Genomic DNA, 25399 nt, shown 5'->3' on the forward strand with positions numbered 1-25399 from the left:
AATACCAGAAACACACAAACTGCGCAAACTAAACTGGTAAATTGTTCACCAACACCCTCTTTCGGGTTAGTTTTGCTGTGACATTAGTCACAGTTGAATGAAATTTGTTCTATCAACGTAATTTCGTGTTTTTCTATTGTACTCGCGTATGCAAATACTTCAACTCCTTGGTAAATTGCCTGCTTAACAAGATTACTATAGTCTTTATCTAAGTGTTTAGCAGGTTTTAGCGCCTTAATTCCGGTGTGCTGAATTACAAATAATAATACCGCTCGGTGTCCGTTTTTCTTTACAGTCATCAGCTCTCTTAAGTGTTTTTGTCCTCGGACACTGACAGTATCGGGAAAATAACCACAGCCATTCTCTAATAAGCTGGCACTCTTCACTTCGATATAGCATTTACCGCGTTTAGTATCATCGAGTAAAATATCAATCCGGCTATTTTCATTACCGTATTTTACTTCGGTGGTCAGATTTTCGTAGCCCGTTAGCTGTGATATAGCAGCCGATTGAATTGCTTCTTTGGCTAATTGGTTGGCTCTGGCTGTATTGATACAAATCAAATCGCCATTGGCCTTTTCGGTAAGCTCCCAAGAGCGTGAATATTTACGTTTTGGATTATCTGAGGTTGAGTACCAGATGGTATCGCCTGGGTCACCACAGCCTGTCATTGCTCCGGTATTAGCACAGTGAATAGTAACTTCTTCACCATTTTCAAGAATGACATCGGCTAAAAATCGCTTGTAGCGTTTAATTAACGTGGCGGACTGTAAGGGCGTCGGATAATGCATAATCAGCTCATTAGTTGGAAAACAGCCTAGAGCATAATAATTTTTGGAAAAGAAAGCCATAGGTAACCAGAGGGCTACAACATCATGGTTGCCTATCGCAGTCGAAAGATAATTAGTTGAACTTAGATAGATCTCGTCGCCACTGTTTGTCTTCTTCACTCGCAGGTTTTTGCCATATTTGTTTTACATTGACGGTCAGTTGGCCATTAATCTCATTGGCATTGAGGGTGAATGTAAGCGGGTTAGCGATATTGGGCTGTGATAAAATCTGTTGGTCGTTAAATACTTGCTCGACAATACATATCGAGGTTTTATCTGGGCTGTCAGCATCGCGAGCGAGTGGGTTATTACAGTTGTTCATCAGATCCCCCCCATTAGGATACAGCACTCCTAACATTTGATGCTGACTACCAATTGAAATATCAAAATAGATTTTTTGACTGGCAAGGTAATTATAGATGTTAGCTGACAGTATCGACGGTGCACGCTCTTTTTCGTTATAAAACCGGGACAGTTTTAAATACGTAGAGCTGCCACCGGGGGCTGTTGCATCGGCAGAACGCACATATTTATGTAATATACGCATATGGTGTATAGGGAGAGTCCAGCCAACTTGCACTTGGACTTTAACATCGCCATTATCCAGTTCTTCAACATTGATGATGCGTGTTCGTACTTTGGTATTGAGAATCGGGTCAATGACTTCTGCGTCAATACTGTCCCGTACTTTTAATAACTGGGTTAGATTGAATTGCGGGCTATGACCGTGAGCTGAAAACAGGCGTTTTACATCATCAAGTACCGATGTAAGCTGCATGATTTGATGGTCTTGTTGGCGTATTAATCGTGCGCTTTGCTGCGTTGATATTTGTTGTTCAGCAATGGCTAATTTGATCTCACCTAAATTTTTTAAATTATTATCGAATTCGTTATCTAGGGTGATCAGATTTTTTTCTACCTTGGGACTGTTACGTAATGTGGCGATGCTTTGGCCAATGTAATGCTCATCGAATGTTGCCCGTATTTGCTGCACTACAAATATCTGACCTTTATATACATCTTTATCTTTGACTATCTGCGGTTTGTTTTGTGGCGTGATTTTCATATAAGTGGCTTGAATAATAGGTACGTATTGTTTGTAGTTAGTCAGATTGACGGGCTTATTCATGAATTGATAATTACGTACATTAAAGCTAGCTTTGATACGGGCTTTTTCTTGCATAATTTGTTTGGCACTGGCAATACTTTCGCCATTGGTGAGTTGATGGGTAATGGTATATGTTTCCGACCAAAAGCCAATGTGAGCCATTGCGGTATGGTTATAACTGAGAGTGAATAATAAGGATAAAAAAAGTGACGTAGATAGGCGCATAGTAAATTCCTTTTGCTATTGCTTATAAATAATAGACTTAAATTTAATGAATGGTGTTTTTAGGGTAAAATCGAACGATTACTGATTAATTTATTTTATTCTGAGAGGCCTTTGTGGCAGCGTTACCGATCACTACCGTATTACCCGATTTATTTACGGCCTTAAAATCATCTAATCAAGTTATCTTGCAAGCACCACCAGGTGCTGGTAAATCAACCTTATTACCACTTAAATTACTGCAAGAGAATATCTTCAGTGGTCGAATTTTAATGTTAGAACCAAGGCGTCTTGCTGCGCGTAATATTGCTATATTTATGGCCTCTAAGTTACAACAAAAAGTCGGAGAAGATGTTGGTTATCGTATGCGTGGTGATACTAAAGTGTCGAAATCAACACGGTTGGAAGTGGTAACTGAAGGGATCTTAACTAGGATGATCCAGCAAGACCCGGAACTCCGCGATTATGATCTCATTATATTTGATGAATTTCACGAACGCTCACTCAATGCTGATATCGGTTTAGCATTTGCGCTCGAAGTGCAACAAGGCTTACGCGATGATTTAAATCTATTAGTGATGTCGGCAACGCTCGACAGCGAAGGGCTACAGAAAATGTTGCCAGAGGCGAAACTATTGACGGCAGAAGGGCGTTGTTTCCCTGTTTCTTATAGTTATCACCCGATGAACTTACAGCGTAGTACGATTAAACAAGCGTTGCCGGGCGCGATAACCGCAACGGTTAAATTAGCGCTACAGCAGCAGGGCGGTAATATTCTGGTATTTTTGCCTGGGGTGAGTGAAATTAAACGTTGCCAGCAACAGTTACAAGAATTAGTTAATGCGAATCTACAAGTACTGCCCTTATATGGTCAATTAACGCAACAGCAGCAACAGGCAGCAATTAATCCTATCGCCGCAGGGCAACGCAAGATTGTATTGGCAACCAATATAGCCGAAACCTCATTAACCATTGAAGGTATTTCGGTGGTGATTGATTCTGGCCTTGAGCGCCGAGTTAGCTTCTCCCCACGCTCGGGGGTCAGCAGATTGCAGACCAGACGCATAAGCCAAGCATCAGCAACTCAGCGAGCAGGGCGTGCGGGGCGTTTACAAGCAGGGCATTGTTATCGTTTATGGCGTGAAGAAGATCACAGCCGCTTAGATGCTCAAATCGAACCAGAAATTATTGCCGCTGATTTAACTTCAACCTGCTTAGAACTTAAGGTATGGGGGGTCAATAGCTTTACGGAACTGTCATTACTCGATCAGCCTTCATTGGCAAATGTGCAATATGCTGAATCGTTATTAACCGAACTTGGCGCTCTAGATGCGGGGAGTTGCAGTCAACATGGCCAAGCATTGGCTGAATTTGGTATGTCACCACGGTTAGCACATATGCTGTTGACGGCAAAAGTGTGGGAAAGTGAACTGCCGGGTATTAGTTGGTTAGCCTGTAGATTAATCGCATTACTTGAAGGCAGTGAACGCTTACCACTTGATTTGGATTTTGCATTGCAACAAATGGCATCGGGGCAATTTAAACAAGCACAACGTCAAGCACTGCAATGGGCACAACGTTTTAGCTTTGTGGGAAGCAGCAGTCAGTGTCGAAACACGAATGCTTATGCCGGGTTATTATTAGCGTTAGCGTATCCAGACCGTATCGCACAGCGTCGTGATAATACAGGACGAGGGCAAGACGTGCGTTATATGTTAAGCAACGGACTCGGGGTTAAATTGATGACGGATGCCAGTTTAGCCAGTGCCGAATTATGCGTTGTCGCTGACCTGTCATTAACCGAACAAGGCGCCGATGCCATGGTGTATAACGCTTGTGAAGTTGATTTAGCGGAGTTACAAACTTGGTTACCGCAATTATTTAAGCCACAAGCATTTGTACAATGGGATTTAAAAGCCCAAAAATTGATTGCCGAGCAGCGTCAATGTTTAGGTAAGTTGGTATTATCTCGCCAAGTATTAACTGATATAACGCCAGCACAAAAACAAACGGCAGTACTGACCGGTATCCGCAAAACCGGGTTATCGGTATTACCTTGGAATGATCAAAGTAAAGCATTGCTCACCCGATTACGTTGTGCGCATTTATGGTTAGCGGAAGTGGGTTTTGTTGATTACAGTGATGAAGCCTTAATTGACGATCTAGAAAACTGGTTACTGCCGTACTTAACAGGCGTAACTGGGCCTGCGCAGATGAAAAAAATACCGTTAACAGAGGCGTTGTTATCACGTTTGGAGTGGTCGCTACAGCAGCGTTTGGATAAAGAGTTACCCACTCATTTTACCGTGCCGACTGGATCGAAAATAAAATTGCGTTATAACGATAACAGTGCACCGAGTTTACCTGTGCGTATTCAAGAGATGTTTGGTCAAGCCAATAAACCTGCCGTTGCCAATGGTCGGGTGCCTATTGTCATTGAATTACTGTCACCAGCGATGCGTCCGTTACAAATTACTCAAGATTTATTGGGCTTTTGGAGTGGCAGTTATGCCGAGGTTAAAAAAGAAATGAAAGGCCGGTATCCGAAACATTATTGGCCAGATAATCCTTTGGAAGCGATGCCGACACGACGTGTTAAAAAACATATGTAGGAAAGCAGCAATAGTTATTCGTAATCTGCTATTATCTCGCAGAGTTCGTTTCAGACAAATAAAAGAAGATTTATCATGACTAAAAAAATCGCTACATTGCATCCCCGTAATCCACATCAGGGACGTTATGATTTAACAGCCTTAGTTAAAACATACCCAGCGTTAAAAGCGTACATAACGCTAAATCCTCGTGGAGAAGAAACGGTCGATTTTAGTGATGATAAAGCCGTCGTTTGCTTGAACAGTGCATTATTGGCCCATTTTTACCAAGTACCAAATTGGCAGATTCCAACAGGTTATTTATGTCCGCCAATCCCTGGACGTGCGGATTACATTCACTATATTGCCGATCTACTGGCAGAAATGAATAATGGTGACGTACCAACAGGTAAGCGTGTTAAAGCGTTAGACATTGGTACTGGCGCTAACTGTATTTATCCTATTCTTGGTCATCGCAGCTATGGCTGGGGTTTTGTGGGTACTGATATTGATACGGTAGCAGCAAAAACAGCGAATGTGATCGTGCAAGCAAACCCAAGCTTAAATAAAGCGATTAAGATTGTATTGAAAAAAACGCCAGGTAGTACCTTTAAAGGCGTCATCAAATATAACGACAAATATGCGGTGACAGTTTGTAATCCGCCGTTCCATGCATCAATGGAAGATGCGGCAGCAGGTACTGAGCGTAAGATTAACAACCTGCACAAAGGTAAGGCTGCGCCAGCCAATACCACGAAGTTGAATTTCGGTGGTCAGAACACTGAGCTTTGGTGTGAAGGTGGCGAATTACGCTTTGTTAAAGACATGGCGAAAGAAAGTAAAGATTTCGCTGAACAAGTATGTTGGTTCACAAGTCTTATCTCAAAGGGTGAGCATATCGAAGAGCTTGAACAACATTTACACACGTTAGGTGCAAAACAAATCCGCGTGATCCCTATGTCGCAAGGTCAAAAAGTCAGTCGTATATTAGCGTGGAGCTTTATGGATACTGATGAACAACAACAGTGGGCTGGGGATCAATGGTAACAGTAATGGCAGAAGGTACCGTTTAAAAATATTGCTAGATCTATGAGTAAACGGCTGTTTAACATACGGGATGTCTAAGAATCTCAAAATATATCCGATGATATTTACCGTTGCGTGCTTAGAGCATGCAACTGTATTTGCTAATCATTCCATACTCATATCATGAGAGTCATCACTCTGTGTTTTTTGAGCTAACTCCCTTTTTCTAATATCATTTAAAGGCATTTTATTTTCCATCTTATTTTTAGGTTCTGTAGCAAACTGGGGAGATTCAGTATGAATACTTCACAACAGCAACAGATTAATTTTCTTTATGAACTCTCGAAACAAAACGTAACACAGGTTAAAACGTTAACGAGTTGTGTGACATTACACCAGGCGATAAAATACCTCCATTTTCTTGATGCAACAATAAATCTGCTTTGTCGCACTCTGGATTAAGCGTAATTAAGCCATCATTTATTTCCCCGCTATCACATTAGAACTAAAGCTGCCATATTGCGCATTTCGTGGTACGCGATTTCATAATCAAATTCGTGTAATTCTATATTTGGTGTTGTCATATGTTGCTCCATGCTTTAGCCGTTAATGTTAAGTGGTCGCGTTCCAATATTTTTTTAATTCAGGTAAATATGTATTATGGGGGCGTTGATTGGCACGATTAATAATATTCCTCTCCACCGTTTGATATTAAGTTTTCAGCTATTTCTGCTTGCCAATCGTTGTGTTGTTGGTTTTGTTTTTGTTGTTCATTTGCTTTTTTATCAGGCGCTTCTTGGGTGTTAATTTGATTTGCAGGATGGTTGTGTAGTGCTGCTTTTAGGTTACTCGCTTCAAGTTCTTGTTTTGGTCTATATTCAGAAGTATTGTTTAATATAAAAAGTAGTATATAAATGATTGATTAAACCATCCTTCCCCAACAAAGCGTTACACTTTTGTCATCCATTCTAAAAGGTAGAGGAAATGACCACTCACTACTTACCCAACATTATCAGATTTATATTTATTGCCAGTGCTGGCTTTGCTTTAACACTACTGTCAGCATCTTGGCTTTCCCTTTCTGTCGTTCAGTTTTGGATGAAACTAGATTCTAAACAATACATAGCTAGAGTGGAACACAACTATATTCATGAAAAATCCTACCTTTCGGCTTTGGTATTACCTAACACCTGCTCTGATAATGTTCGTCATATTTTACACAAAATTGAGCATGAGGAGCCTGAACTTCGATTCGTAGGGTTGGTGCTTAATAAGCAAACCTTGTGTACAAGCAACGGTATATTGTCTCATCCAATTGAACTACAACCAACGACATATCCTTTATTTCGTTATTTTTCAGAATCTACAGGCCAAGAAGAAATTGCAGTTATGATCGATGGGGTTAGCAATAATTTCGTTGTTTTTATCAATAAGATCAGGTTGGTAGATTATCTCCACTTTTATTGTGAGTCATGCATATCATATCAGATTAAGCTTGTAGGTGAGGCGGCTCCCGTTCCACTGGATTCAACATGGTTTATTATTGTGCATGATTATGGGCAAGCTAGAGGCTACCTCCACGTGTCTAATACACTAAAAAAGCAGGTTAATGACAAATATTTCTGGTTTTATTTTTTAATGTACTGCGTGATGTTTAGTTTGCTTTTATTCACATATAAATTATATCGCAACAGAAGCCTGAGTGTTGAAGCACTATTGATTCAAGCTGCGAAAAAACAGCAATTCATCCCCTTTTATCAACCAATTGTTACCCCTGAAGGAAAGGTGAAGGGCGTTGAAGCTTTAATGCGTTGGCAAGATAACTCAGGGGCAATACTCGCGCCTAATACGTTTATTCATACAGCTGAGAAATTGGGAGTGATAGATGATATGACATTAGGAATGATTAACAAAGCCAAAGACGATTTTAACCACCACAGCGGAAGCGCTCAGTTACCTCTTAATTTTTTTTGTGCTTTTAATCTCACCGCATCACAAATTGAAAATGATGATTTTGTTGATAAATTACTACTAACCTTTGCGGGATATCAAGGGTTTATTGCGGCGTTCGAGATAACAGAGCGACAAAAATTTAACGATGAAGAAGCAGCTAAGCGTAACCTAGGAAGGCTGCAATCAGATGGCTATCAAATTAAGCTAGACGATACTGGCACAGGTTATGGTGGATTCAACTACTTTCTTCATTTTAATATTGATAGCATTAAAATAGATAAAATGTTCATTGATATAATTGGGCGAGAGGATTTAAAAATTAACGTCCTCAATGCCATCATTGATATGGCAAAATCCCTAGAATTAACAATAATCGCCGAAGGAGTCGAGACTCAGACTCAGGTCGATTTCTTATCAGAGAAAGGGGTCGACTTATTACAAGGTTATTATTTTTCTAAGCCTGTACCTTATGACAAACTTAATGTTGAGGGGGGGGCTAGAGTTTAGTGGGACCTACATCCCAACTGTCCACTTGTTAAGGCCTCTTTACCTATGTCATCGCGCATGTGAATCATCCCGCGAACAAGTTTGGCTGCGGTTACCTTTTTATCCATCTCGAGTTCTAAGCTTTGAAGTTATAGATTTAGATCTGCTTGGTTATTTTCACTTAACCTAATCGATACCGGTTTAGCTCCGGTTGTCACATTTCGCTTCGTTGCTACGGTTGTGATTTTATTTTTTGGCTGTTCTATTTCTTGTTGTTCTTTCTTTTTGTCTTCTACGGCTAAGTGATGAAGCACCTCGTAATTTGCTCATATTAATAAATACACTTTTATAAGTTAAAGACGTTCTAGCACTTCTTTTGCAAGATTCTTATATCAGAAATCGCTGATGTTAGTGTAAATAATTCAACGTTGTATAAAGATTTAAACGGTAGCAGTGATGGCTGTGATTACCTCAATCCCCATGCTTCTAAGACTTACGGTCCTAATACGTTTACGAGCAATAGTTCACTTACTGGAATAAAGAACGTTGAAGTAAGATTTACTTATTGGGGGGGGATGGAAATAATATGCCAAAACTATATTAGTTTTGATGAACAAGAAAACTACCAGGTAGACATAAACTTGACGAATGTTGAACATCAAATATTTTCATGTACTTATAATTAAGTCATCTTAGCTTTGACCCCCAATCCTTTCTGTCGCTCGTGAGAGTTCGTCGTGAGATAGGGGATGATCAATATGCATCGGAACTTGTAGAACGGATTATATTTAAGTAGATTAATACGGTAAGCATCGCGTTTACCGTTTTTATATCTGAAATAGTGTCGACAACAGAATTAGTTTAAATTTAAAGGGATAGTGGCATGTTGGTATGGTTAGGTTACAGCTATTTAATATTGAGCATCATTACCCTATTGGTATATGGCAAAGATAAATGGGCGGCTAAACGGCAGGGATGGCGTACACCAGAGCGTACATTGCACTTGTTGGCGCTGTTCGGAGGTTGGCCTGGTGCGCTCGTCGGCCAAAAATTGTTTTCTCATAAAAAAAGTAAAATCAGTTTCAAACGTATTTTTTGGTTAACGGTTGCTGGTAATGTATTAATTGTATTCGTAATTTTTCAAATTGATCCGAGTTATGTGATTGTTGGTTAGTTTTAGATACTAAAACTTTTGCCTGATTTACACATATTTACGTTATCTATACTATGCCTTTGTTTTGTTGTGTTATACCATTTCGGCCTTATTATGCTAATTACTACTATTTTGAACGAAGACTGGGTATTCATTAAATGTCGTCAATTAAAAAAAATAAATTACAGTTAGTGCTAACGTGGGTGTTATTAACAAGTGTATTACTTTTCATTGTCGCGTTATTACCAGTGACAGATAAAGTCGATGACAGTAATGATATCAGCGTCAGTGCTAATTCTGTTACCGCTGATATTTCGGATGTATCGAAAGACAAAATAGCTGAGTTACCATCTGAATCATCGCCACAAGCAGTATTACTTGATCCCGCTGCGACTGCGATGCCTGCGGACTCGTTACTTACTGATGATCCTCGTTCACCACTTTACGAAGCAAGCGCTGCTAACGCGACTATTACTGAATCGGCCGTTGCAGAAATCGCTGAGGATCTTGCAAAGTCGTACCCAAAAACCATTAACTACGTGATCCAAAAGGGTGACACTTTAGGGGCTATTTTTGAGCAGTTAGATTTAAGTCAAACGAGTTTATATCAAATATTGGAAGTGGACTTAAATGTTCTGGCGTTAGATAGTATTAAACCCGGACAAACCTTAGCATTCACCGAGTTTGAGGGCGAATTAACGCGCTTGGAATTACAAGTAAGTCTTGGTCATCAAGTCGTTTATAAGCGTTTAGGTGAGAGCGGTTTCGAGTTTGAAGAGATAAATGTTGACGGTGAATGGCGAGACCATAGTTACATAGGTACCGTTGAAAATAGCTTTTCTGGTTCAGCAAAGCAAGCTGGACTATCGTTATTTGAAGCACAATTCATTGCGACGTTATTAAAAGATAAAATTAATTTTAGTCGAGATTTACGCAGCGGAGATACCTTTAAAGTCTTAGTGTCTCGTCAATATATTGGAGATCAACTCACAGGTGAAAATCGTATTGATGCGGTAAGTATTAATAATCGTAATCGTGACATTAGTGCCTATTTGTATGAAGGTAGTTATTATGACGAAGCAGGTCTGAGTATTGAACGCGCTTTTGTGCGTCGCCCTGTTAGCAGTAAGTATCGTATATCATCAAGCTTCAATCCAAGGCGTGTACACCCCGTGACAGGTTTATTACGTCCGCATAACGGTACCGATTTTGCGACGCCAATTGGTACCTCTGTGTATGCAACGGGTGATGGTATTGTGTCGCGAGTGGTTAATCATAAGTATGCAGGACTGTATATTGAAATATCAAATGGTCAAACATTCCGTACTCGTTTTTTACACTTAAGTAAGGCACTGGTGAGAAAAGGTCAACGAATAAAACGTGGACAAAAAATTGCGTTATCGGGTAATAGTGGCCGTGTTACTGGACCTCATTTACATTACGAGCTACACATGCGTGGCCGTGCTGTTAATGCGATGACTGCGGACATTCCTATTGCGTCGGCAATTGATAAACGTCAACAAGCGGCATTTAAACTGGCGTTAAATGGCTATCATGCAGCTTGGGAGCAAGCTAAAAGCTAACTTTACCGCGCATATTTTTGGTTTTACCACGCTGAGTTTTAGTGTCCATACGTTTCTTTTTGGCATTGCGACTCGGCTTGGTAGCACGACGTGCCTTTTGGATCACGGTCGCTTGCTTAATCAATTCAACTAAACGTTCAAATGCTACCTGTTTGTTATAATCCTGACTACGCGATTCTTGAGATTTAATGATGATCACACCATCTTTGGTAATGCGATGATCGCTTAACGCTAATAACCTCTCTTTATAAAATACGGGTAGTGAAGACGCCTTAATATCAAAACGTAAATGGATCGCTGTTGATACTTTATTGACGTTTTGACCACCGGCGCCTTGTGCGCGGATGGCTTGAATATCAATTTCTGAATCGGGAATTGATACATTGCTAGAGATGAAAACCATTGATAAACCTTGGTGTTATATTACAGTACAATATTGGGCAGACAGATGCTGTGTTATTGATGAGTAACTGCTAGCGTCTGGTTTTAGATACACCTATGATACGCGAGTTTGTGGCTATTGTTAATTTTCAATTACCACACGCTATTATTTGCACCTCGGTTAGAGAATATTTATGGAAATCATTCGACCAGTCAAAGTGACGGATGCTCACGCGTTATCAGCGTTATTTTCGCAACTGAATAACGAAACGCCGTTTATGGCCATGGGTGAGAAAAATAGTGCAACTGAACTCAGCGAGCACCTGGCGTTATTTATCAATTCAGCAACCCAAGTGCTTTATGTAATAGAACGAGATAATCATAAACTGATCGGTTTTGCGATAGGCATAACAGGCTATATTAGTGGTGATAGTCAGACCGCATCTTTGGTTATTGGTATTCAGCAAGCGAGCATCTGTTTGGGGCTCGGCGGAAAATTATTGGCACATGTCGAAGCGTGGGCACGTCTGTCTAAATTAAAACAACTAGAATTAACCGTCATGGTAGCCAATAAAAGCGCGATAGTATTTTATAAAAACAATGGTTTTAAGCAATTAATATCAAAGCCACAAGGGATGATTGACGGCCTTGCTGAAAATGAATTATATATGGTAAAGGCAGTTAATTTGGATTAAGGAAGATCAGATGGATATTGGTTATTGGGCAATGTTTCTCACCGCATCATTAGCACTAAATATGACACCGGGACCGGACCTGATATTTGTACTGACTAAGACGGTTAGCCATGGTCGTAAAACGGGCGTTGTTGCCGCTGCTGGGGCTTGTTCTGGTGCTTTGGTGCATGTAGCTGCCGCAGCATTAGGTTTATCTGCGATTATCGTTTCTTCCGCTTATGCTTTTATGCTCATTAAAATCATTGGAGTGGGTTATCTTATTTATTTGGCTTGGCAGGCATTCACTGCATCTGGTGGTATTGAATTAACGGCCACTGGCCATACTGATGGTGACTCATCATCGCTAATGTCGCATTGGAAAATATTCAAACAAGGGGTATTAATCGATGTCCTCAACCCCAAGGCTGCGATCTTTTTTATGGCTTTTTTACCACAGTTTGTGCGTGAAGGGCATGGTTCGATCTCAACGCAATTATTGTTATTGGGTTTGATTGTGGTGATTGGTGCATTTGTGGTGGAACTCGGTTATATCTTTGTTGCCCATCGTTTAACCAAAAAAGTAAAAGGTAACCAAAGTTTTACGCTGTGGCTTAATCGGACGGTTGGCGCTGTTTTTGTGGGGCTTGGGATCAAACTCGCTGCTACATAATCAGGTAGTTAAAATACCCTTCTGTAAGAGTTGAGTTCGGGGGAGCGAACAGGGTAAACTAACGATTCTTTTTTACGCTATTTTATCTAATCGTATTAGACTGTATTTAATGCAATTTCTAGGACCCTTTCCATTGGCTAAACGTCCCGTAAGTGATGACACAAAAAAAACTGTCAACAAACGAAAAACACCAGCAAAAGCAGCGGCAAGAAAATCAGCGAATAAATCTACCGCAAAAAAAATCACTAAGCGAAAAACGAAAAAGGTAACAAGTCGCACTTGGACTCGCAGTATTGCCATTTTCCTGTTTAAATTTAGTTTGGCTTTTTCGGCTCTTTTTATTCTTTATGGTATGTATTTAGACAGTAAGATCCAAACGCGATTTTCTGGCCCTATCTGGAAGACCCCTGCGCAAATATACGCACGCAGTTTAGAACTAAAACCAGGGATGTTTTTACCACATGATAAATTGGTCGAAGAACTGGTTTTACTCAATTATTTAAAAGTAACAAAACCACGTACTGCCGGGCAATTCTCAATATCGGCGACTAAAGTCGAATTACTGCGTCGAAGTTTTACTTATCTTGATGGAACTGAACCTAATAAAGCGTTGTTTCTTACCTTTGCTGATAACCGCTTAGTCAGTATTCGTGATCAGAAAACCGGTAAATATCTTAATTCAGTTAATCTTGATCCTATGCTGCTTGATACACTGCAAGCTCCGAACCAAGAAGATCGTATCTTGGTTGAATTACAAGATTACCCACAATTATTAATTGATACCTTATTATTGGTGGAAGATCGAAACTTTTACCATCATAGCGGCGTATCGCCTGTTGCTATTATCCGTGCTGTGTTTGCCAATATGAATGCAGGACGAACTGTACAGGGAGGGAGTACGCTAACTCAGCAGTTAGTTAAAAACTTTTTCTTAACCCGTCAGCGCAGTTATTGGCGTAAATTTAACGAAGCGTACATGGCAATATTGATTAACTATCGTTTAAGTAAGGATGTGGTATTAAGCGGCTACCTTAACGAGGTTTATTTAGGTCAAAACTACAGTGATGGTGTATATGGTTTTGGTTTAGCTAGCTACTTTTATTTTGGCAGACCAGTACCGGAATTGAGCATAGACCAAATGGCGTTTTTGGTTGCCGTTGTTAAAGGACCGTCGTTTTATGATCCGTGGCGCTACCCCGAACGTGCACTTGAACGTCGTGATATGATCATTCGTTTATTATCCAAAAATGGCAAGATCAGTACCGCTGAATATCGTGCCGCGATTAAGAGACCGCTGGGTATTATTCCGCGTGGGCACATGAGTACCACGAAAGCACCTGCGTTTTTATCGTTATTACGCCGTGAATTAAAAACCACGTTTGGTGATGCGCTTTATGATCAATCGGGGTTAAAAATATTTACCAGTTTGGACCCGCTTGCACAACGGGCGGCAGAAACCGCTATCACAGAAAGTCTGCCTCGATTGGAAAAGGCACGGAATATTTCCGGATTAGAAACCGCCATGGTGGTGACCGACCGTCAATATGGTCGGGTTACCGCAATTGTTGGTGGCCGCAACACGCAATATGCCGGTTTTAACCGTGCGCTGGATGCTTCTCGTTCGATTGGTTCTGTGGTGAAACCCGCGATTTATTTAACTGCATTTGAAAAGGGTTATGATCTTAATTCACCGCTAGAAGATAAACCGCTGCGATTAAATAACCAGTACGGTAATAACTGGCAGCCAAAAAATTATGATCGTAAATACCGTGGAGAAGTCCCGTTATACCAAGCCTTAATGCAATCGCTTAACGTACCTACTGTTAATTTAGGCATGGCTCTGGGTGTGGATAATGTAATTAAAAGTTTAAAACGTCTAGGCGTTGAGAAAGTGGATAATCACTATCCATCGATGCTATTGGGGGCATTAAATATGTCACCATTCCAAGTATCACAAATGTATCAAACGATTGCTACAGCGGGGGAATATCATAAATTAACAAGTCTGGTCGCGGTGGTCGATGAAGACGGTGATTTAGTCTATCAGCAAAGCCTGAAAGGTCAGCGCCGTTTTGCTAGTAAAGATACAGACCTGACTATTTATAATATGACGCTGGTGGCGAAAAAAGGCACTGCTCGACGGTTACGCTGGCAATTTCCAGGTATTAACTTTGCAGGTAAAACCGGTTCGACGGATAAGTTACGTGACAGTTGGTTTGTCGGTTTAGATAATCGTGACGTGGTCACTGTTTGGGTGGGACGTGATGATAATAAAACCTCAACCTTGACTGGCTCGAGTGGAGCATTAACTGTATTTGGTGATTATATGAAACTACGTAGTGCAGATAGCTTAGTGGTGAATTAGCGTTCGTAGCCTCTAGTCTCAATGATTTAGAGGCAATGTTAGGCTGCCCAATTGCATATTCAGCAACCAAGCTTAAGCATTTACCACTCTATTTTGTAATACAAAAACTCTAGCGTGATCGTAAATCAAGTTAAACATAAACGCATAGATAGTAATAAAAATAGTCACGCCTAAATCCATGACGAAGGCTTGCCACAAGCTGACGTCTAAAATATAAGCCATAACGGGTATAGTGAAAAATAATAAACCTGCTTCAAATAAAATGACGTGAACAATACGCAACGAGAATGAGCGTTTAGCTTTGCTTCCCTTTACAAAATGATCAAAAGACCGATTGAATAAATAGTTCCAGACCATGGCGATGCTGGCGATAACTATCATTGTCTCTGATAATGAGCCAATATCATGATCTGTGAACAAGACTAAACCTATGATCGATAATGTGACAGCCAGTACTTCAAATAACACCGCTTGACTGATTCTTTCTATCGTTCCCATGAACTACCTCTCTTATTAAAATACTTATTAACATATATAGAAGTGGCGATTATGACAGGATAGAGAGATAAAAAAAGTTAACAGCCATCACGAATAGTGATAGCTTAAATCAAATATTTTCAGTTATTGAGTAACTATGTACAGCTTTGAACAACTAAACGTTTTTGTCACAGTATGTGAACAGGGGTCTTTTTCGGCTGCGGCACGTAAACTGAAACGTGCTCAGTCAGGCGTAAGCCAAGCGATTGCTAATTTAGAAATAACAATTAATCAAGAATTGTTCAATCGTGAAAAGAATATACCTGTGTTAACTGAAAACGGAAAGGCACTACTGCCGATTGCGAAATCAATACTGCACCAACAGAAATATTTTGACCAAAAAGTTGAGTCTTTAACGAAAGAATATGAGCATGAGCTGGTGATTGCGGTAGATGAAAGTTTAATGAATAGTGAGTTGTTACAAATACTGACCCCTCTTGCAGATCAATTTCCCATCACTAATTTCGATATAATAACGACGTCTACCTTTGATGTCGAAGAATTGGTTCAAAAAGGTAAAGCACAAGTGGGTATTGTCTATGCCGATAGTGAATTGAAGGTCGATATGGATTTCTTTCTGCTTGGTCAAGCTCGATTTCTGACGATCGCATCACCAAATCACGAATTGACAAGGCTACCTATAGTGCAAGATTCTGATTTAAAAAGGTATCGCCAATGCGTACATCGAAGTGCTAAACAAAAAGAGCTTTGGTTTAGTTACGGTATCAGCGCTATGATTTGGTATGCAAATACGCATCAAACCCTTGTAGAGCTAGTGCATAATGGTATTGGATGGGCAAATGTACCTGAGTTACTCGTAAAGAAAAATATTCAACAAGGGAAAATAGTCTCTTTACCTGTTGCGCATGAGTACAGCGGTTGGCTAACACCTATTGGATGTTTAGTCTCTCGAAGTCGTTCTTCTGGCCCTGTATTAGCAAGTGTAACTGATTTATTACAGCGCTATTGTTTTGTTGATGAACATTGGGAATTAAGGGCGTCATAGATAATAAAAAGCGAGGTCTCTTTCTATTACTATGATGAGTAAGAGAGAAAGACTTCGCCTTGTTATCTATCTGGGTTTGTCAGTCGTATTAAATCGACTTAGAAGTGACCTTCAAAACCAACAAATACACCGTCAACGGTTGCATCAGCTTTCACGTCATCAACATTAAAATCAAGTTGTTGGATACGGTAACCAGCACGGATAGACCAATCAAGTACATAACCTGGGTTTAGCATGAAAGATAAACCTACTTCAGCATCACCGTAAACATCACCTGTAATACCAATCGCATTCACCATTGCAAAGGCTTTCAGTGGGAACATAGGTAAGCCAACTTCAGCGTAAGCATAACCCATAGGTAATGGACCTGAGAATGACGCCTTCGTCGAACCACTTTCGAAAGAACCGTCCAGTTGACGCCATGTTAGACCTGCATCTAGCGACACAATGTCATTGTCTAAGAATTCATAGTACAGAGTGAAATCAATCGTTTTAAGGTTAATGTTTTCACCCGCTGAAGAACCTTCAACATCTACATTTGAGAAACTAACTGCAGCATTTGGAATGAGTGGAATTGGATGTTCAAATTTCACATACATACGGTAGTTGTAAGTATCTTCATAACTAGTAACTGCAGAGTTATTTTTATATGTAATCGTTCCGTCAACGCCTGATTGCCATACGTCAGCACCAAAATAGGTGCCAAGCATATCAGCAGCTGCGCCGTTCGAAAAACCGGTAAGAAGAGTTAGTGCAAGTAGTTGTTTTTTCATAATGAGTCCATGTTCATCTATGTAATTTGTCGCGCAACAGTAACAGCAAGCGTCCCTAGTCAATAAGTATTAGCCAAAACCTAGTTATTTCCTAACACTATTAACTGGCAGTTAATACTTTCGGCCTGTGGGGGAAAAAGTTTAGCGCTAATATTAATCTTTACAAAGCCGTTTGCATGCAGTTGTTTTTGGAGGCTATTATACATTTTACAGTTAAATTATCATGTTTAATGACCTATTTATGTTATTTAAACCAAAGTAGCTTAACTTGTTTTTGGCTGGTACTTTTACTTGGTAAAAAAAAGACACAAAAAAGCCCTAAAAATAGGGCTTAACAAAATGATAAAAATGGTACTTTTATCATGCTTTTAGGTTCGGAATTGTTACGCTAGTTTAGCAAAACAACGTTCAGCCGCTTCAATTGTTGCTTCAATATCGGCACTGGTATGCGCAGTTGATAAGAAACCGGCTTCAAATGAAGATGGTGCAAGGTAAACACCTTCTGCTAACATTAAGTGGAAAAATTTCTTGAAGCGTTCAGCATCACACTTGCATACAGCTTCAAAACCAGTGATTTCAGCTTGGTCAGTAAAGAAGAAACCAAACATACCGCCAACGTAGTTTACAGCCAATGCGATGTTTTGACGTGCAGCTGCCGCTTTTAGGCCTTCAGCTAATTGTTTGGTGCTAGCACTTAATTGCGCAGCTACTTCTGGCTTATCAATTTCGGTTAATGCAGCAAGACCTGCCGCCATTGCAATTGGGTTACCCGACAATGTACCCGCTTGGTATACCGGACCAGTTGGGGCAATATGTTGCATGATCTCAAGTTTACCGCCAAACGCGCCAACTGGCATGCCGCCGCCGATTACTTTACCTAATGTCGTTAGGTCTGGTTCTACTTGGTAGTGTGCTTGTGCACAGCCCGTTGCAACACGGAAACCTGTCATTACTTCATCAAAGATAAGCACTGCATTGTATTTATCACAAATGCTACGCAGTCCTTGTAGGAAACCTGCTTGTGGTGGAATGCAGTTCATGTTACCCGCAACAGGTTCTACAATGATACAAGAGATGTCTTCTGGGTATTCAGAGAATAGTGATTCAACCGATGCTAAATCATTGAACGTTGCTGTCAGTGTATGCTTAGCAAAATCAGCTGGAATACCTGGTGAGCTTGGTTGACCTAAGGTTAATGCGCCAGAACCTGCTTTAACCAGTAGTGAGTCAGCATGGCCGTGGTAGCAACCTTCAAATTTTAAGATTTTGTCACGATTTGTGTAACCACGCGCTAGGCGAATTGCACTCATTGTTGCTTCTGTACCTGAACTAACCATGCGTATTTGTGCCATAGAAGGCACCATCGCTTGTACTTTCTGTGCCATGATCACTTCGATTTCGGTTGGTGCACCAAAACTTAATCCGTTTTCAACCGCCGCTAATACAGCAGATTTGATTGCTGGATGGTTATGACCCAAAATCATCGGCCCCCACGAACCTACATAATCAATATAGGCATTGCCGTCTACATCATAGATACGCGCGCCTTCGGCACGTTGAATAAAGAGTGGGCTACCACCAACGCCATTGAATGCGCGCACTGGTGAGTTAACGCCACCAGGAATAATAGCTTGAGCTTGCGTGAAAAGTTGGCTTGATTTAGACATCTGAAATCCTTTTTATCTACAGTCAGAGACAATATAGTAAGAAATAGTAAGAAAAATAGTAGAAATATTTTAGGGAGTTATTATACCTGTTCAGGGGTTTAAGCGTAGCTTTTTTACATTTTTAGCGACTTGCACTTAAGTTGCCTTTGTTTTCGTCAGTATAATCGTTAAAATGGCGCTTTATTTTTATGCTTCATCACGAAAAAGGCTGACATGTTTAAGATTATTAAACCACGTTACATCGTATTATTAGCGCTTGCTATATTATTAGGTTATGGCTTTTCTTATTTAAAAGGCATGGAGTCAGCAGCAAACATAATCATGAAAGATGATGAAATTTTACGACTCAGTAGTGACTTAGCGGAAACGAGTAAGATCAAAGCACAAGTTGAAGTTGAACTACAGACCTCGCAAATATTAGTGGACCAACTAACCGAGCAGCAACGTATTCTATTTAATGAAAATGCTGAGTTAAAGCGTGAGTTAGTTTTTTATCGACGAATCATGGCGCCGGAAGACGTCATTAATGGCGTGAAATTAGAAAGCCTGACATTTATTCCGGAAGTCAGCGAAGATTATTACTTTATGCAGCTTGTATTAATGCAGGTACAAAAGAAAAAGCGCCACATTAAAGCCTCTGCCGATTTAATTTTTTACGGTAGCCTAGATGGGGAACCAGTGGAGTACCGTTGGAATGAATTAGTGGATAAAAAACAACAAAAATTAAGTTTCTCATTTCGTTATTTCCAAGTGGTGGAAGGATCCATTAGGTTTCCGTTGGGGTTTGTACCCGAGCGCGTTGCATTTGTGGGTAAGGTAAAGGGTAATCGTTGGAATTCTGGCGTTAACTTAAAACAAAGTTTTGACTGGAGTGCGGTATTACAAACCAGTGACTCTATCTCTGGGTAATCACCTAGCATTACAGCGCTAGGTATAATGCATTAAGAAACGATAGTTGACGGAATTAGTCAGGTATTAGATAATTGAACGTATAAATCGAGTTTAAGTGAGAGCAGATATGGAACTATTTACAGACGTTGGTGCAACTCAGGCTGATAATAATATTGTTGAACAAGCTGTTACACCTGTCGAAGTGGAAGCAAGTGCAGACGATATGGCCTTGCCAATTCACTTTAGTGATGCAGCGGCAGCGAGAGTAAAAGAATTGATCACTGAAGAAGAAAACTTAGCACTTAAATTACGCGTATACGTTACAGGTGGTGGATGTTCTGGTTTCTCTTACGGTTTTACCTTTGATGAAAAGATCAACCCTGGTGATACGGTTATCGAAAAGAACAGTGTGACTATGGTTGTAGACTCAATGAGTCTACAATATTTGGTTGACGGTACGGTTGATTATATTGATGGCTTAGAAGGTTCACGTTTCCTCGTAAACAACCCGAACGCAACAACAACGTGTGGTTGTGGTTCTAGTTTCTCAATCTAAAATTTAGATAATAAAAAAGGGACCTAAGTCCCTTTTTTATTATCTGAATAGCCAGTAACTTACAGGGTCACCTGGGCATTCGTATGGACCACATTCGGCGAATGCATTTAGCATATTTGATGCTGTTATGAGGATTACTGCGATAATAGCTATTTTAGCTATACCAGTCTGCATTGAAAAAGGTACGTATTTAACTTTTTCATATTGAGCAGAGAAAGCCATCATTATAGCGGTTCCAGCTATGATTACAGCAAAAGTAATAAATGCCCAAGTATAAAAATGTATGCCTAAGAAAGGTGCACCATAGTGTGGTGTACCAGGAATTACGTGTAGGGATACTTGACGTAATGCGACTGCTGCACCTAAAAGTGCACCTGCAAGCATAGCGCTATAATGTATCATTCGAGGGCCAAAAATTATATTACATAATAAGCCGAATAACACAGCGATAAAGCCAACACGTTGCAATAAACAAAGAGGGCAAGCTAGTATGTTTTCTGCAATTTGTGAATAAAATGCAAATCCAAGTACTAATGACAATGCAATAGCACCAAGGGCATTTAACTGGCGAGATAGATTATTAGTCATTATTGATCCTAAAGTAAAATTTGTAGCGTGTCAGTTGCATGATGTGAAAACCAAAATGCGCTCACGAGCAATGAAAATATAAATCCATAGAATGACCATACCCGTTTCCCTTTTAATGCGAACAGCATGCTCACTAGGTATAGGGCAAAGATTAATGCCATCATAATTAATTACCTTAAAATGTGTTTTTGAATAACTTTTGTTGAATATACTCGCTCAGGTCAAAGTTTTCAACATTAAAGTGTGCTAGGCGGTTGGGTTGTGTGCATCAACTATCATATTTGTGAAGAATCTACGTGCTCACGAAGCGACAGTATTAATTATTTAATCTTGAATGCGCGCCAAACCAATAATAACCAAGACAACATCAGGCCGCTGCCACCGAAAGGCGTGATACTACTTAGCCATTTCTCACCCGTTAATGCATACAAGATTAAACTGCCACTGAACGTAATAATACTTATAAGTTGTAGTCCTGCGATCCAATTAAATCGTCCCGCGACAAACTTATTATCCAATAAAGCCAAAAATAACAGGCTTAAAGTATGAATAAATAAATAGTCTCTCGCCGTCGCAAAATTGGCAACACCGTTATTCAATACCAGTTGAGAGTGCCATAGATGCGCACCTAATGTACCCACAAGAATATTGGTAAACATTAATAGTGAGCTGATGATAAGGAAATACTTGAGCCTGTTGTTCTGCATGGTGTGGTTACCTTTGATAAGTAGAAAAACTTAATTTGTTGTAATACGTAATACTTACGTTGTTGTAATGCGTAATAAAGCTGTCATTTATCTTACATTTTTCATTCATGTTTATCACATATCTTTGTCATATTTCATCCTTAGAATTAACTTAAATTTAAAGTAACTACTCAACAAAATTTTTATATTTTTTAATGGGATGGAATTCAAAATGAAAAAAGCATTATTTGCACTTGTATTACCAAGCTTATTCGCATCAACTGTTGGCGCAGCTGAAGTTTATAAGGATAACGGTCAATCAGTTAACGTCTACGGTCGTGCTTATGCAGGTCATGACTTTAGCGGTGAAGACAAAAATGCTAATTATGGTAATGATTCTTACATCCGTATTGGCGCTAAATTAAAATCAGACATTTCTGACTCACTATCGGCATTTGGTCGTTATGAACTACAGTGGGATCTCGCGGATGGCGAGAAACAAGAAAAAACGAAAACCCGCTTAGCGTATATTGGTCTTAAGAGTGACGTCGGTGCATTCAGCTTCGGTCGTCAATATGGTGCGGTTACATTAGTATCAGACATTACTGATACGGCTTATAGCAATGCATATGGTGGCAATCTGGGCGTAGGTAAAGACCACGATGGTACAAACCGTGACAACAGCCTATTAAAATACAGCAACAAATTTGGCGAACTACAATTAGATGCGTCATACCGCCTTGATGATAACCAAGATGATGCTAAAAGTGATGCTGCATACGGTTTAGCTGCGGCATATAAACTTGATTTTGGTCTGACATTGGCAGCTGGTTATAACGCGAGTTCACCAACTGATGATTATGACGCATCAATCTTCTTAGTGGGTGCTAGCTATAATACGGGTCCTGTTAAATTAGCTGCTACGTACTCTCAAGGTTCTGAATTCTTAGCTGAAGGTGAAGACCATACTGGTTACGAACTAACGGCTGAATACAAGATAAATAAACAATTACGTGCGCAAATTTTGTATAATGCACAAGAAACTGAAGACACAAAATCATCGGCTAAAGCAGACTCTGTTGATGACCTCGTATTCGGTGTCCGTTATGACTTCAACAAAAGCTTCCGTACTGTTGCAGAATACCGAATTAATGGCATTAAAGGTATGGATGACGATTTCCACCTAGCTGCACGTTACAGCTTCTAATTGTTAAATTAGCCTCGCTAAATTAGATTGTTGAATGCGCAAAAGCGGCTAACCTTCGGGTTAACCGCTTTTTTGTATTCAGTTTTCTATCTAGTTCATATTCAAAGCGTAAGCTGGTTGTGTATAGCTTGAAAACAGTTGATAATGGCTGCAAATTTCTAGTTTGGCCTTTTAGGTAAGGTAGGTAAAGATAATGCAGCAATTGGACTTAAGTCGCCACGCTTGCCCTTTACCACTTATTAAAGTGAAGCTATGGTTAAAGCAAGCTGAGCTTGGCACCGAAATCATCGTATTACTGACCGATCCTGGTTCTCGTCAAGATATACCTAAATTTTTAATCAGTATTGGTCAAGACGTCGCTGAGTTAGAAAACTCGCCATTAATGTTACGTATTAAGGTGACGAAGCTAACGCCGCATTTATCCCTAACACAGCACAATACTCAATTTTAAGGCAATAATAATTTATGATCTCTGTCGTATCTCGTTGGTATCAGGAACGTTTTTCTGACCCGCATGCCGTTACTTTATTTCTCCTGTTAGTATTTGGCTTTTCGGTTATTTATTTTATTGGCGGGTTAATTACACCTTTCTTAGTCGCTGTTGTGTTAGCTTATTTACTGGATTGGCCATTAATGCAGTTAATGCGTTTAGGGTTATCCAGAACCTGGGCCACGGTGATCATTCTAATGTTATTTGTCACCATGATGGTGATGCTCACATTGGGCTTGGTACCAACTGTATGGCATCAAGGTGTGAATCTGGTTAAAGCGATGCCAACGATGCTTAAGGAAGGTCAGGAATTTTTACTGATGTTGCCGAAAGAAAATCCTGATGTATTTAACGAAGAATTAATCAAAGCGGCGTTACTGACTTTGCAGGAACATATCGTCGGGTCTGGTGAAGCGATTGTTAGCGCTTCTTTTGCGTCGTTATTTGATCTTGCCGCGATCTTGATTTACTCAATTTTAGTACCGCTATTAGTGTTCTTTATGCTTAAAGATAAGCGTGTTTTGGTGAACAGTTTAGTGAAAATATTGCCGCAGAATCGTCGGCTGGCGATGGAAGTTTGGACCGAAATGAATGGTCAAATTGCCAATTATATTCGTGGTAAAGTATTTGAAATTATCATTGTTGGTTTTAGCACTTGGTTGGTGTTCTTCTTTACCGATTTACAATATGCGGCGCTGCTCGCTGTATTGGTTGGTTTCTCGGTATTAATTCCTTACATTGGTGCTGCCGTGGTGACCGTTCCAGTGATAGTCGTGGGTTTATTCCAGTGGGGATTAACGCCCGAATTCACTTATATGATGATTGCTTATGGGGTTGTTCAGGCTCTTGATGGCAATTTGTTAGTGCCAATATTGTTCTCTGAAGCGGTGAACCTACACCCTATCGCGATTATTATGTCGGTATTATTATTTGGTGGTTTGTGGGGGTTCTGGGGCGTGTTTTTTGCTATCCCATTAGCGACCTTAGTGAAAGCTGTATTTAACGCGTGGCCTAAACGAATCGCTGCAGAAGTTTAATATTATAACCAGTCAATAGCGTTTAAAGGGCTATTGACTGGTTTACTCTTTTCTTGACGTTTCGGTTGATATGCGGTTAATAGTGGTTATTGAGTTTCCCTCCTAGAAGTGACTAATATCAAATTGTCTTGTGAGGTGAGGCGCTATAATCACGCCTCCAAAATCACGATATTCTCAGTTAAAACTTCCCTTATTGTTCTGAGTCGGTCTCTTTATGAGTAAAAATTATGAGTCAAAAACCTAATCTCTCTCTAGCAATGATAAATCTTATTGAAGAAGTGCGTGGCGTTTTTCCTTTCTATGCACCAGAGGCCAGTATTTGTGGTGACTCTTGCGAAGGCTGTCCGAAAAAATTATTAGAATTAGTCGATAGTGAACTTTGCTATTGGGAAGACCAAGTTAAGCAGGGCACAGCCCCGACATTTGATGAATTAAACCGCGTTGGTAAATTGTGCAAAAATGTCAGGCGTGGCTTGAAGCGTAATGGATTAGTTGATTAGGTTTTTATATTTAATTTCTTGAGGAAATACTCAATATTGGAAATTTATGTTCTCCAAATGAGACTGTAATTGACTGAGTTTCTCGACCTCTAAAGTTTAATTTATATTGAAGTGGGCTCATGCGGCTACCGTCAGCAAATAAAGCGATTAAGTGCTCATTATTAAACTCTCGATTACCGGATGATAAATTAGTGAGTGTAATTACAGCCCAGCGTTCGCCAGCGTCATTACTCATGAGTATATAGTTAACGATTTCGAAGTCACCTATTTTGGGGTCAACATTATAATCGTTTGGGAAAGCGAGTTGGATATTTTGTGATACTGCACGGTCAACTGTTAGAGCCTCGTTGTCTTCAGCTTGAGCGAACCAAGATATCAATATTAAAACTGGAAGTAGAAATTTAAACACGCAGACTTCT

General features: G+C 40.0%; 27 protein-coding genes. 16 read left to right on the forward strand and 11 right to left on the reverse strand.

Features of this window, described 5'->3' with window-relative positions; all coding sequences use genetic code 11:
• Positions 1-83 precede the first annotated feature (83 nt).
• Together sfsA and HWV02_RS04070 are read right to left on the reverse strand one after the other, a co-directional pair.
• On the reverse strand, positions 84-791 hold the full coding sequence (sfsA, locus tag HWV02_RS04065; RefSeq protein ID WP_211678567.1) for a DNA/RNA nuclease SfsA: 708 nt from the start codon (positions 789-791) through the stop codon (positions 84-86).
• Positions 792-903: 112 nt separating this feature from the next.
• On the reverse strand, positions 904-2163 hold the full coding sequence (locus HWV02_RS04070) for a sugar fermentation stimulation protein (RefSeq protein ID WP_211689769.1): 1260 nt from the start codon (positions 2161-2163) through the stop codon (positions 904-906).
• Positions 2164-2276: 113 nt separating this feature from the next.
• Between HWV02_RS04070 and hrpB the strand changes: the two genes are divergently transcribed.
• From hrpB to HWV02_RS04090, 4 genes are all read left to right on the forward strand, one after another.
• The gene (gene hrpB, locus HWV02_RS04075) at positions 2277-4772 is read left to right on the forward strand and encodes an ATP-dependent helicase HrpB (RefSeq protein WP_211689770.1); all 2496 of its coding nucleotides are present in this window, start codon (positions 2277-2279) and stop codon (positions 4770-4772) included.
• Between the two features lie 75 nt (positions 4773-4847).
• Positions 4848-5798 carry a 23S rRNA (adenine(1618)-N(6))-methyltransferase RlmF gene (gene rlmF, locus HWV02_RS04080; protein ID WP_211689771.1) on the forward strand — a complete coding sequence of 317 codons (951 nt, stop codon included), beginning with the start codon at positions 4848-4850 and terminating at the stop codon, positions 5796-5798.
• 276 nt (positions 5799-6074) lie between these two features.
• Complete coding sequence (locus tag HWV02_RS04085) at positions 6075-6239, forward strand: hypothetical protein (RefSeq protein ID WP_211689772.1); 165 nt, start codon at positions 6075-6077, stop codon at positions 6237-6239.
• Positions 6240-6761: 522 nt separating this feature from the next.
• On the forward strand, positions 6762-8237 hold the full coding sequence (locus tag HWV02_RS04090; protein ID WP_211689773.1) for an EAL domain-containing protein: 1476 nt from the start codon (positions 6762-6764) through the stop codon (positions 8235-8237).
• 128 nt (positions 8238-8365) lie between these two features.
• Here HWV02_RS04090 and HWV02_RS22765 read toward each other — a convergent pair whose 3' ends face one another.
• A complete protein-coding gene (locus tag HWV02_RS22765) occupies positions 8366-8530 on the reverse strand; it encodes a hypothetical protein (protein WP_255550591.1) in 165 nt (54 codons plus the stop codon).
• A gap of 569 nt (positions 8531-9099) precedes the next feature.
• Here HWV02_RS22765 and HWV02_RS04100 point away from each other — a divergent pair.
• Both HWV02_RS04100 and HWV02_RS04105 read left to right on the forward strand, forming a co-directional pair.
• Positions 9100-9390 carry a DUF1294 domain-containing protein gene (locus HWV02_RS04100; protein ID WP_211678571.1) on the forward strand — a complete coding sequence of 97 codons (291 nt, stop codon included), beginning with the start codon at positions 9100-9102 and terminating at the stop codon, positions 9388-9390.
• Positions 9391-9527: 137 nt separating this feature from the next.
• A complete protein-coding gene (locus tag HWV02_RS04105) occupies positions 9528-10952 on the forward strand; it encodes a peptidoglycan DD-metalloendopeptidase family protein (protein ID WP_211678572.1) in 1425 nt (474 codons plus the stop codon).
• On the opposite strand, the gene arfB is transcribed toward HWV02_RS04105, so the two are convergent.
• Entirely contained in the window at positions 10942-11355 is a 414-nt protein-coding gene (gene arfB / locus HWV02_RS04110) for an alternative ribosome rescue aminoacyl-tRNA hydrolase ArfB (protein WP_211689774.1), read from the reverse strand. The two genes, HWV02_RS04105 and arfB, sit on opposite strands and share 11 nt — an antisense overlap.
• 172 nt (positions 11356-11527) lie before the next feature.
• Here arfB and HWV02_RS04115 point away from each other — a divergent pair, with 172 nt between their 5' ends.
• The 3 genes from HWV02_RS04115 (at position 11528) to mrcB (ending at position 15042) form a co-directional block, all read left to right on the forward strand.
• Complete coding sequence (locus HWV02_RS04115; RefSeq protein ID WP_211689775.1) at positions 11528-12028, forward strand: GNAT family N-acetyltransferase; 501 nt, start codon at positions 11528-11530, stop codon at positions 12026-12028.
• 10 nt (positions 12029-12038) lie between these two features.
• On the forward strand, positions 12039-12677 hold the full coding sequence (locus tag HWV02_RS04120; RefSeq protein WP_211678574.1) for a LysE family translocator: 639 nt from the start codon (positions 12039-12041) through the stop codon (positions 12675-12677).
• 133 nt (positions 12678-12810) lie between these two features.
• Positions 12811-15042 carry a penicillin-binding protein 1B gene (gene mrcB / locus HWV02_RS04125; RefSeq protein ID WP_211689776.1) on the forward strand — a complete coding sequence of 744 codons (2232 nt, stop codon included), beginning with the start codon at positions 12811-12813 and terminating at the stop codon, positions 15040-15042.
• Between the two features lie 72 nt (positions 15043-15114).
• Here the strand turns inward: mrcB and HWV02_RS04130 are convergent, their stop codons facing one another.
• Positions 15115-15540 carry a PACE efflux transporter gene (locus HWV02_RS04130; RefSeq protein WP_211678576.1) on the reverse strand — a complete coding sequence of 142 codons (426 nt, stop codon included), beginning with the start codon at positions 15538-15540 and terminating at the stop codon, positions 15115-15117.
• A 136-nt stretch (positions 15541-15676) separates the two neighbouring features.
• On the opposite strand from HWV02_RS04130, the gene HWV02_RS04135 reads away from it, so the two are divergent.
• Positions 15677-16585 (forward strand): LysR family transcriptional regulator, encoded by a 909-nt coding sequence (locus HWV02_RS04135; RefSeq protein WP_211689777.1) that lies wholly within the window; start codon positions 15677-15679, stop codon positions 16583-16585.
• Positions 16586-16683: 98 nt separating this feature from the next.
• Here the strand turns inward: HWV02_RS04135 and HWV02_RS04140 are convergent, their stop codons facing one another.
• Together HWV02_RS04140 and hemL are read right to left on the reverse strand one after the other, a co-directional pair.
• Complete coding sequence (locus HWV02_RS04140) at positions 16684-17358, reverse strand: TIGR04219 family outer membrane beta-barrel protein (RefSeq protein ID WP_211678578.1); 675 nt, start codon at positions 17356-17358, stop codon at positions 16684-16686.
• 383 nt (positions 17359-17741) lie between these two features.
• Positions 17742-19025: a glutamate-1-semialdehyde 2,1-aminomutase gene (gene hemL / locus HWV02_RS04145; RefSeq protein WP_211678579.1), complete on the reverse strand. Its 1284-nt coding sequence runs from the start codon at positions 19023-19025 to the stop codon at positions 17742-17744.
• A gap of 213 nt (positions 19026-19238) precedes the next feature.
• Here hemL and HWV02_RS04150 point away from each other — a divergent pair, with 213 nt between their 5' ends.
• Together HWV02_RS04150 and erpA are read left to right on the forward strand one after the other, a co-directional pair.
• A complete protein-coding gene (locus HWV02_RS04150; protein ID WP_211689778.1) occupies positions 19239-19934 on the forward strand; it encodes a DUF6776 family protein in 696 nt (231 codons plus the stop codon).
• A gap of 205 nt (positions 19935-20139) precedes the next feature.
• Positions 20140-20472 carry an iron-sulfur cluster insertion protein ErpA gene (gene erpA, locus HWV02_RS04155; protein ID WP_211680003.1) on the forward strand — a complete coding sequence of 111 codons (333 nt, stop codon included), beginning with the start codon at positions 20140-20142 and terminating at the stop codon, positions 20470-20472.
• Between the two features lie 39 nt (positions 20473-20511).
• Here erpA and HWV02_RS04160 read toward each other — a convergent pair whose 3' ends face one another.
• The 3 genes from HWV02_RS04160 to HWV02_RS04165 all read right to left on the reverse strand — a co-directional run bounded on the left by HWV02_RS04160 (position 20512) and on the right by HWV02_RS04165 (position 21767).
• Positions 20512-21060 carry a disulfide bond formation protein B gene (locus HWV02_RS04160; protein ID WP_211674198.1) on the reverse strand — a complete coding sequence of 183 codons (549 nt, stop codon included), beginning with the start codon at positions 21058-21060 and terminating at the stop codon, positions 20512-20514.
• Between the two features lie 8 nt (positions 21061-21068).
• Entirely contained in the window at positions 21069-21224 is a 156-nt protein-coding gene (locus HWV02_RS22735; RefSeq protein ID WP_221343602.1) for a DUF5993 family protein, read from the reverse strand.
• 156 nt (positions 21225-21380) lie between these two features.
• Positions 21381-21767, reverse strand: a complete 387-nt coding sequence (locus tag HWV02_RS04165) for a DUF423 domain-containing protein (protein ID WP_211678581.1) — start codon at positions 21765-21767, stop codon at positions 21381-21383.
• Positions 21768-21978: 211 nt separating this feature from the next.
• On the opposite strand from HWV02_RS04165, the gene HWV02_RS04170 reads away from it, so the two are divergent.
• From HWV02_RS04170 to HWV02_RS04185, 4 genes are all read left to right on the forward strand, one after another.
• Positions 21979-22953, forward strand: a complete 975-nt coding sequence (locus HWV02_RS04170; RefSeq protein WP_211678582.1) for a porin — start codon at positions 21979-21981, stop codon at positions 22951-22953.
• A gap of 193 nt (positions 22954-23146) precedes the next feature.
• Complete coding sequence (locus HWV02_RS04175) at positions 23147-23404, forward strand: sulfurtransferase TusA family protein (RefSeq protein WP_211678583.1); 258 nt, start codon at positions 23147-23149, stop codon at positions 23402-23404.
• A gap of 14 nt (positions 23405-23418) precedes the next feature.
• Positions 23419-24480: an AI-2E family transporter gene (locus HWV02_RS04180; protein ID WP_211678584.1), complete on the forward strand. Its 1062-nt coding sequence runs from the start codon at positions 23419-23421 to the stop codon at positions 24478-24480.
• A 227-nt stretch (positions 24481-24707) separates the two neighbouring features.
• Positions 24708-24980 carry a hypothetical protein gene (locus tag HWV02_RS04185; protein WP_211678585.1) on the forward strand — a complete coding sequence of 91 codons (273 nt, stop codon included), beginning with the start codon at positions 24708-24710 and terminating at the stop codon, positions 24978-24980.
• Between the two features lie 10 nt (positions 24981-24990).
• Here the strand turns inward: HWV02_RS04185 and HWV02_RS04190 are convergent, their stop codons facing one another.
• On the reverse strand, positions 24991-25389 hold the full coding sequence (locus HWV02_RS04190; RefSeq protein ID WP_211678586.1) for a hypothetical protein: 399 nt from the start codon (positions 25387-25389) through the stop codon (positions 24991-24993).
• Between the last annotated feature and the right edge of the window lie 10 nt (positions 25390-25399).

This window comes from Moritella sp. 28, assembly GCF_018219435.1.
GTDB lineage: Bacteria > Pseudomonadota > Gammaproteobacteria > Enterobacterales > Moritellaceae > Moritella.

Bases quoted from the DNA above. Each gene is read 5' to 3' on its own strand.
- HWV02_RS04100 (WP_211678571.1), top strand. From the start codon at position 9,100: ATGTTGGTATGGTTAGGTTACAGCTATTTAATATTGAGCATCATTACC.
- HWV02_RS04115 (WP_211689775.1), top strand. From the start codon at position 11,528: ATGGAAATCATTCGACCAGTCAAAGTGACGGATGCTCACGCGTTATCA.
- HWV02_RS04150 (WP_211689778.1), top strand. From the start codon at position 19,239: ATGTTTAAGATTATTAAACCACGTTACATCGTATTATTAGCGCTTGCT.
- HWV02_RS04140 (WP_211678578.1), bottom strand. From the start codon at position 17,358: ATGAAAAAACAACTACTTGCACTAACTCTTCTTACCGGTTTTTCGAAC.
- erpA (WP_211680003.1), top strand. From the start codon at position 20,140: ATGGCCTTGCCAATTCACTTTAGTGATGCAGCGGCAGCGAGAGTAAAA.
- HWV02_RS22735 (WP_221343602.1), bottom strand. From the start codon at position 21,224: ATGATGGCATTAATCTTTGCCCTATACCTAGTGAGCATGCTGTTCGCA.
- HWV02_RS04130 (WP_211678576.1), bottom strand. From the start codon at position 15,540: ATGGGAACGATAGAAAGAATCAGTCAAGCGGTGTTATTTGAAGTACTG.
- HWV02_RS04070 (WP_211689769.1), bottom strand. From the start codon at position 2,163: ATGCGCCTATCTACGTCACTTTTTTTATCCTTATTATTCACTCTCAGT.
- hemL (WP_211678579.1), bottom strand. From the start codon at position 19,025: ATGTCTAAATCAAGCCAACTTTTCACGCAAGCTCAAGCTATTATTCCT.
- HWV02_RS04120 (WP_211678574.1), top strand. From the start codon at position 12,039: ATGGATATTGGTTATTGGGCAATGTTTCTCACCGCATCATTAGCACTA.
- HWV02_RS04185 (WP_211678585.1), top strand. From the start codon at position 24,708: ATGAGTCAAAAACCTAATCTCTCTCTAGCAATGATAAATCTTATTGAA.
- HWV02_RS04085 (WP_211689772.1), top strand. From the start codon at position 6,075: ATGAATACTTCACAACAGCAACAGATTAATTTTCTTTATGAACTCTCG.
- arfB (WP_211689774.1), bottom strand. From the start codon at position 11,355: ATGGTTTTCATCTCTAGCAATGTATCAATTCCCGATTCAGAAATTGAT.
- HWV02_RS04170 (WP_211678582.1), top strand. From the start codon at position 21,979: ATGAAAAAAGCATTATTTGCACTTGTATTACCAAGCTTATTCGCATCA.
- HWV02_RS04135 (WP_211689777.1), top strand. From the start codon at position 15,677: ATGTACAGCTTTGAACAACTAAACGTTTTTGTCACAGTATGTGAACAG.
- HWV02_RS04180 (WP_211678584.1), top strand. From the start codon at position 23,419: ATGATCTCTGTCGTATCTCGTTGGTATCAGGAACGTTTTTCTGACCCG.
- HWV02_RS04160 (WP_211674198.1), bottom strand. From the start codon at position 21,060: ATGACTAATAATCTATCTCGCCAGTTAAATGCCCTTGGTGCTATTGCA.
- sfsA (WP_211678567.1), bottom strand. From the start codon at position 791: ATGCATTATCCGACGCCCTTACAGTCCGCCACGTTAATTAAACGCTAC.
- rlmF (WP_211689771.1), top strand. From the start codon at position 4,848: ATGACTAAAAAAATCGCTACATTGCATCCCCGTAATCCACATCAGGGA.
- HWV02_RS04105 (WP_211678572.1), top strand. From the start codon at position 9,528: ATGTCGTCAATTAAAAAAAATAAATTACAGTTAGTGCTAACGTGGGTG.
- HWV02_RS04090 (WP_211689773.1), top strand. From the start codon at position 6,762: ATGACCACTCACTACTTACCCAACATTATCAGATTTATATTTATTGCC.
- HWV02_RS04175 (WP_211678583.1), top strand. From the start codon at position 23,147: ATGCAGCAATTGGACTTAAGTCGCCACGCTTGCCCTTTACCACTTATT.
- HWV02_RS04165 (WP_211678581.1), bottom strand. From the start codon at position 21,767: ATGCAGAACAACAGGCTCAAGTATTTCCTTATCATCAGCTCACTATTA.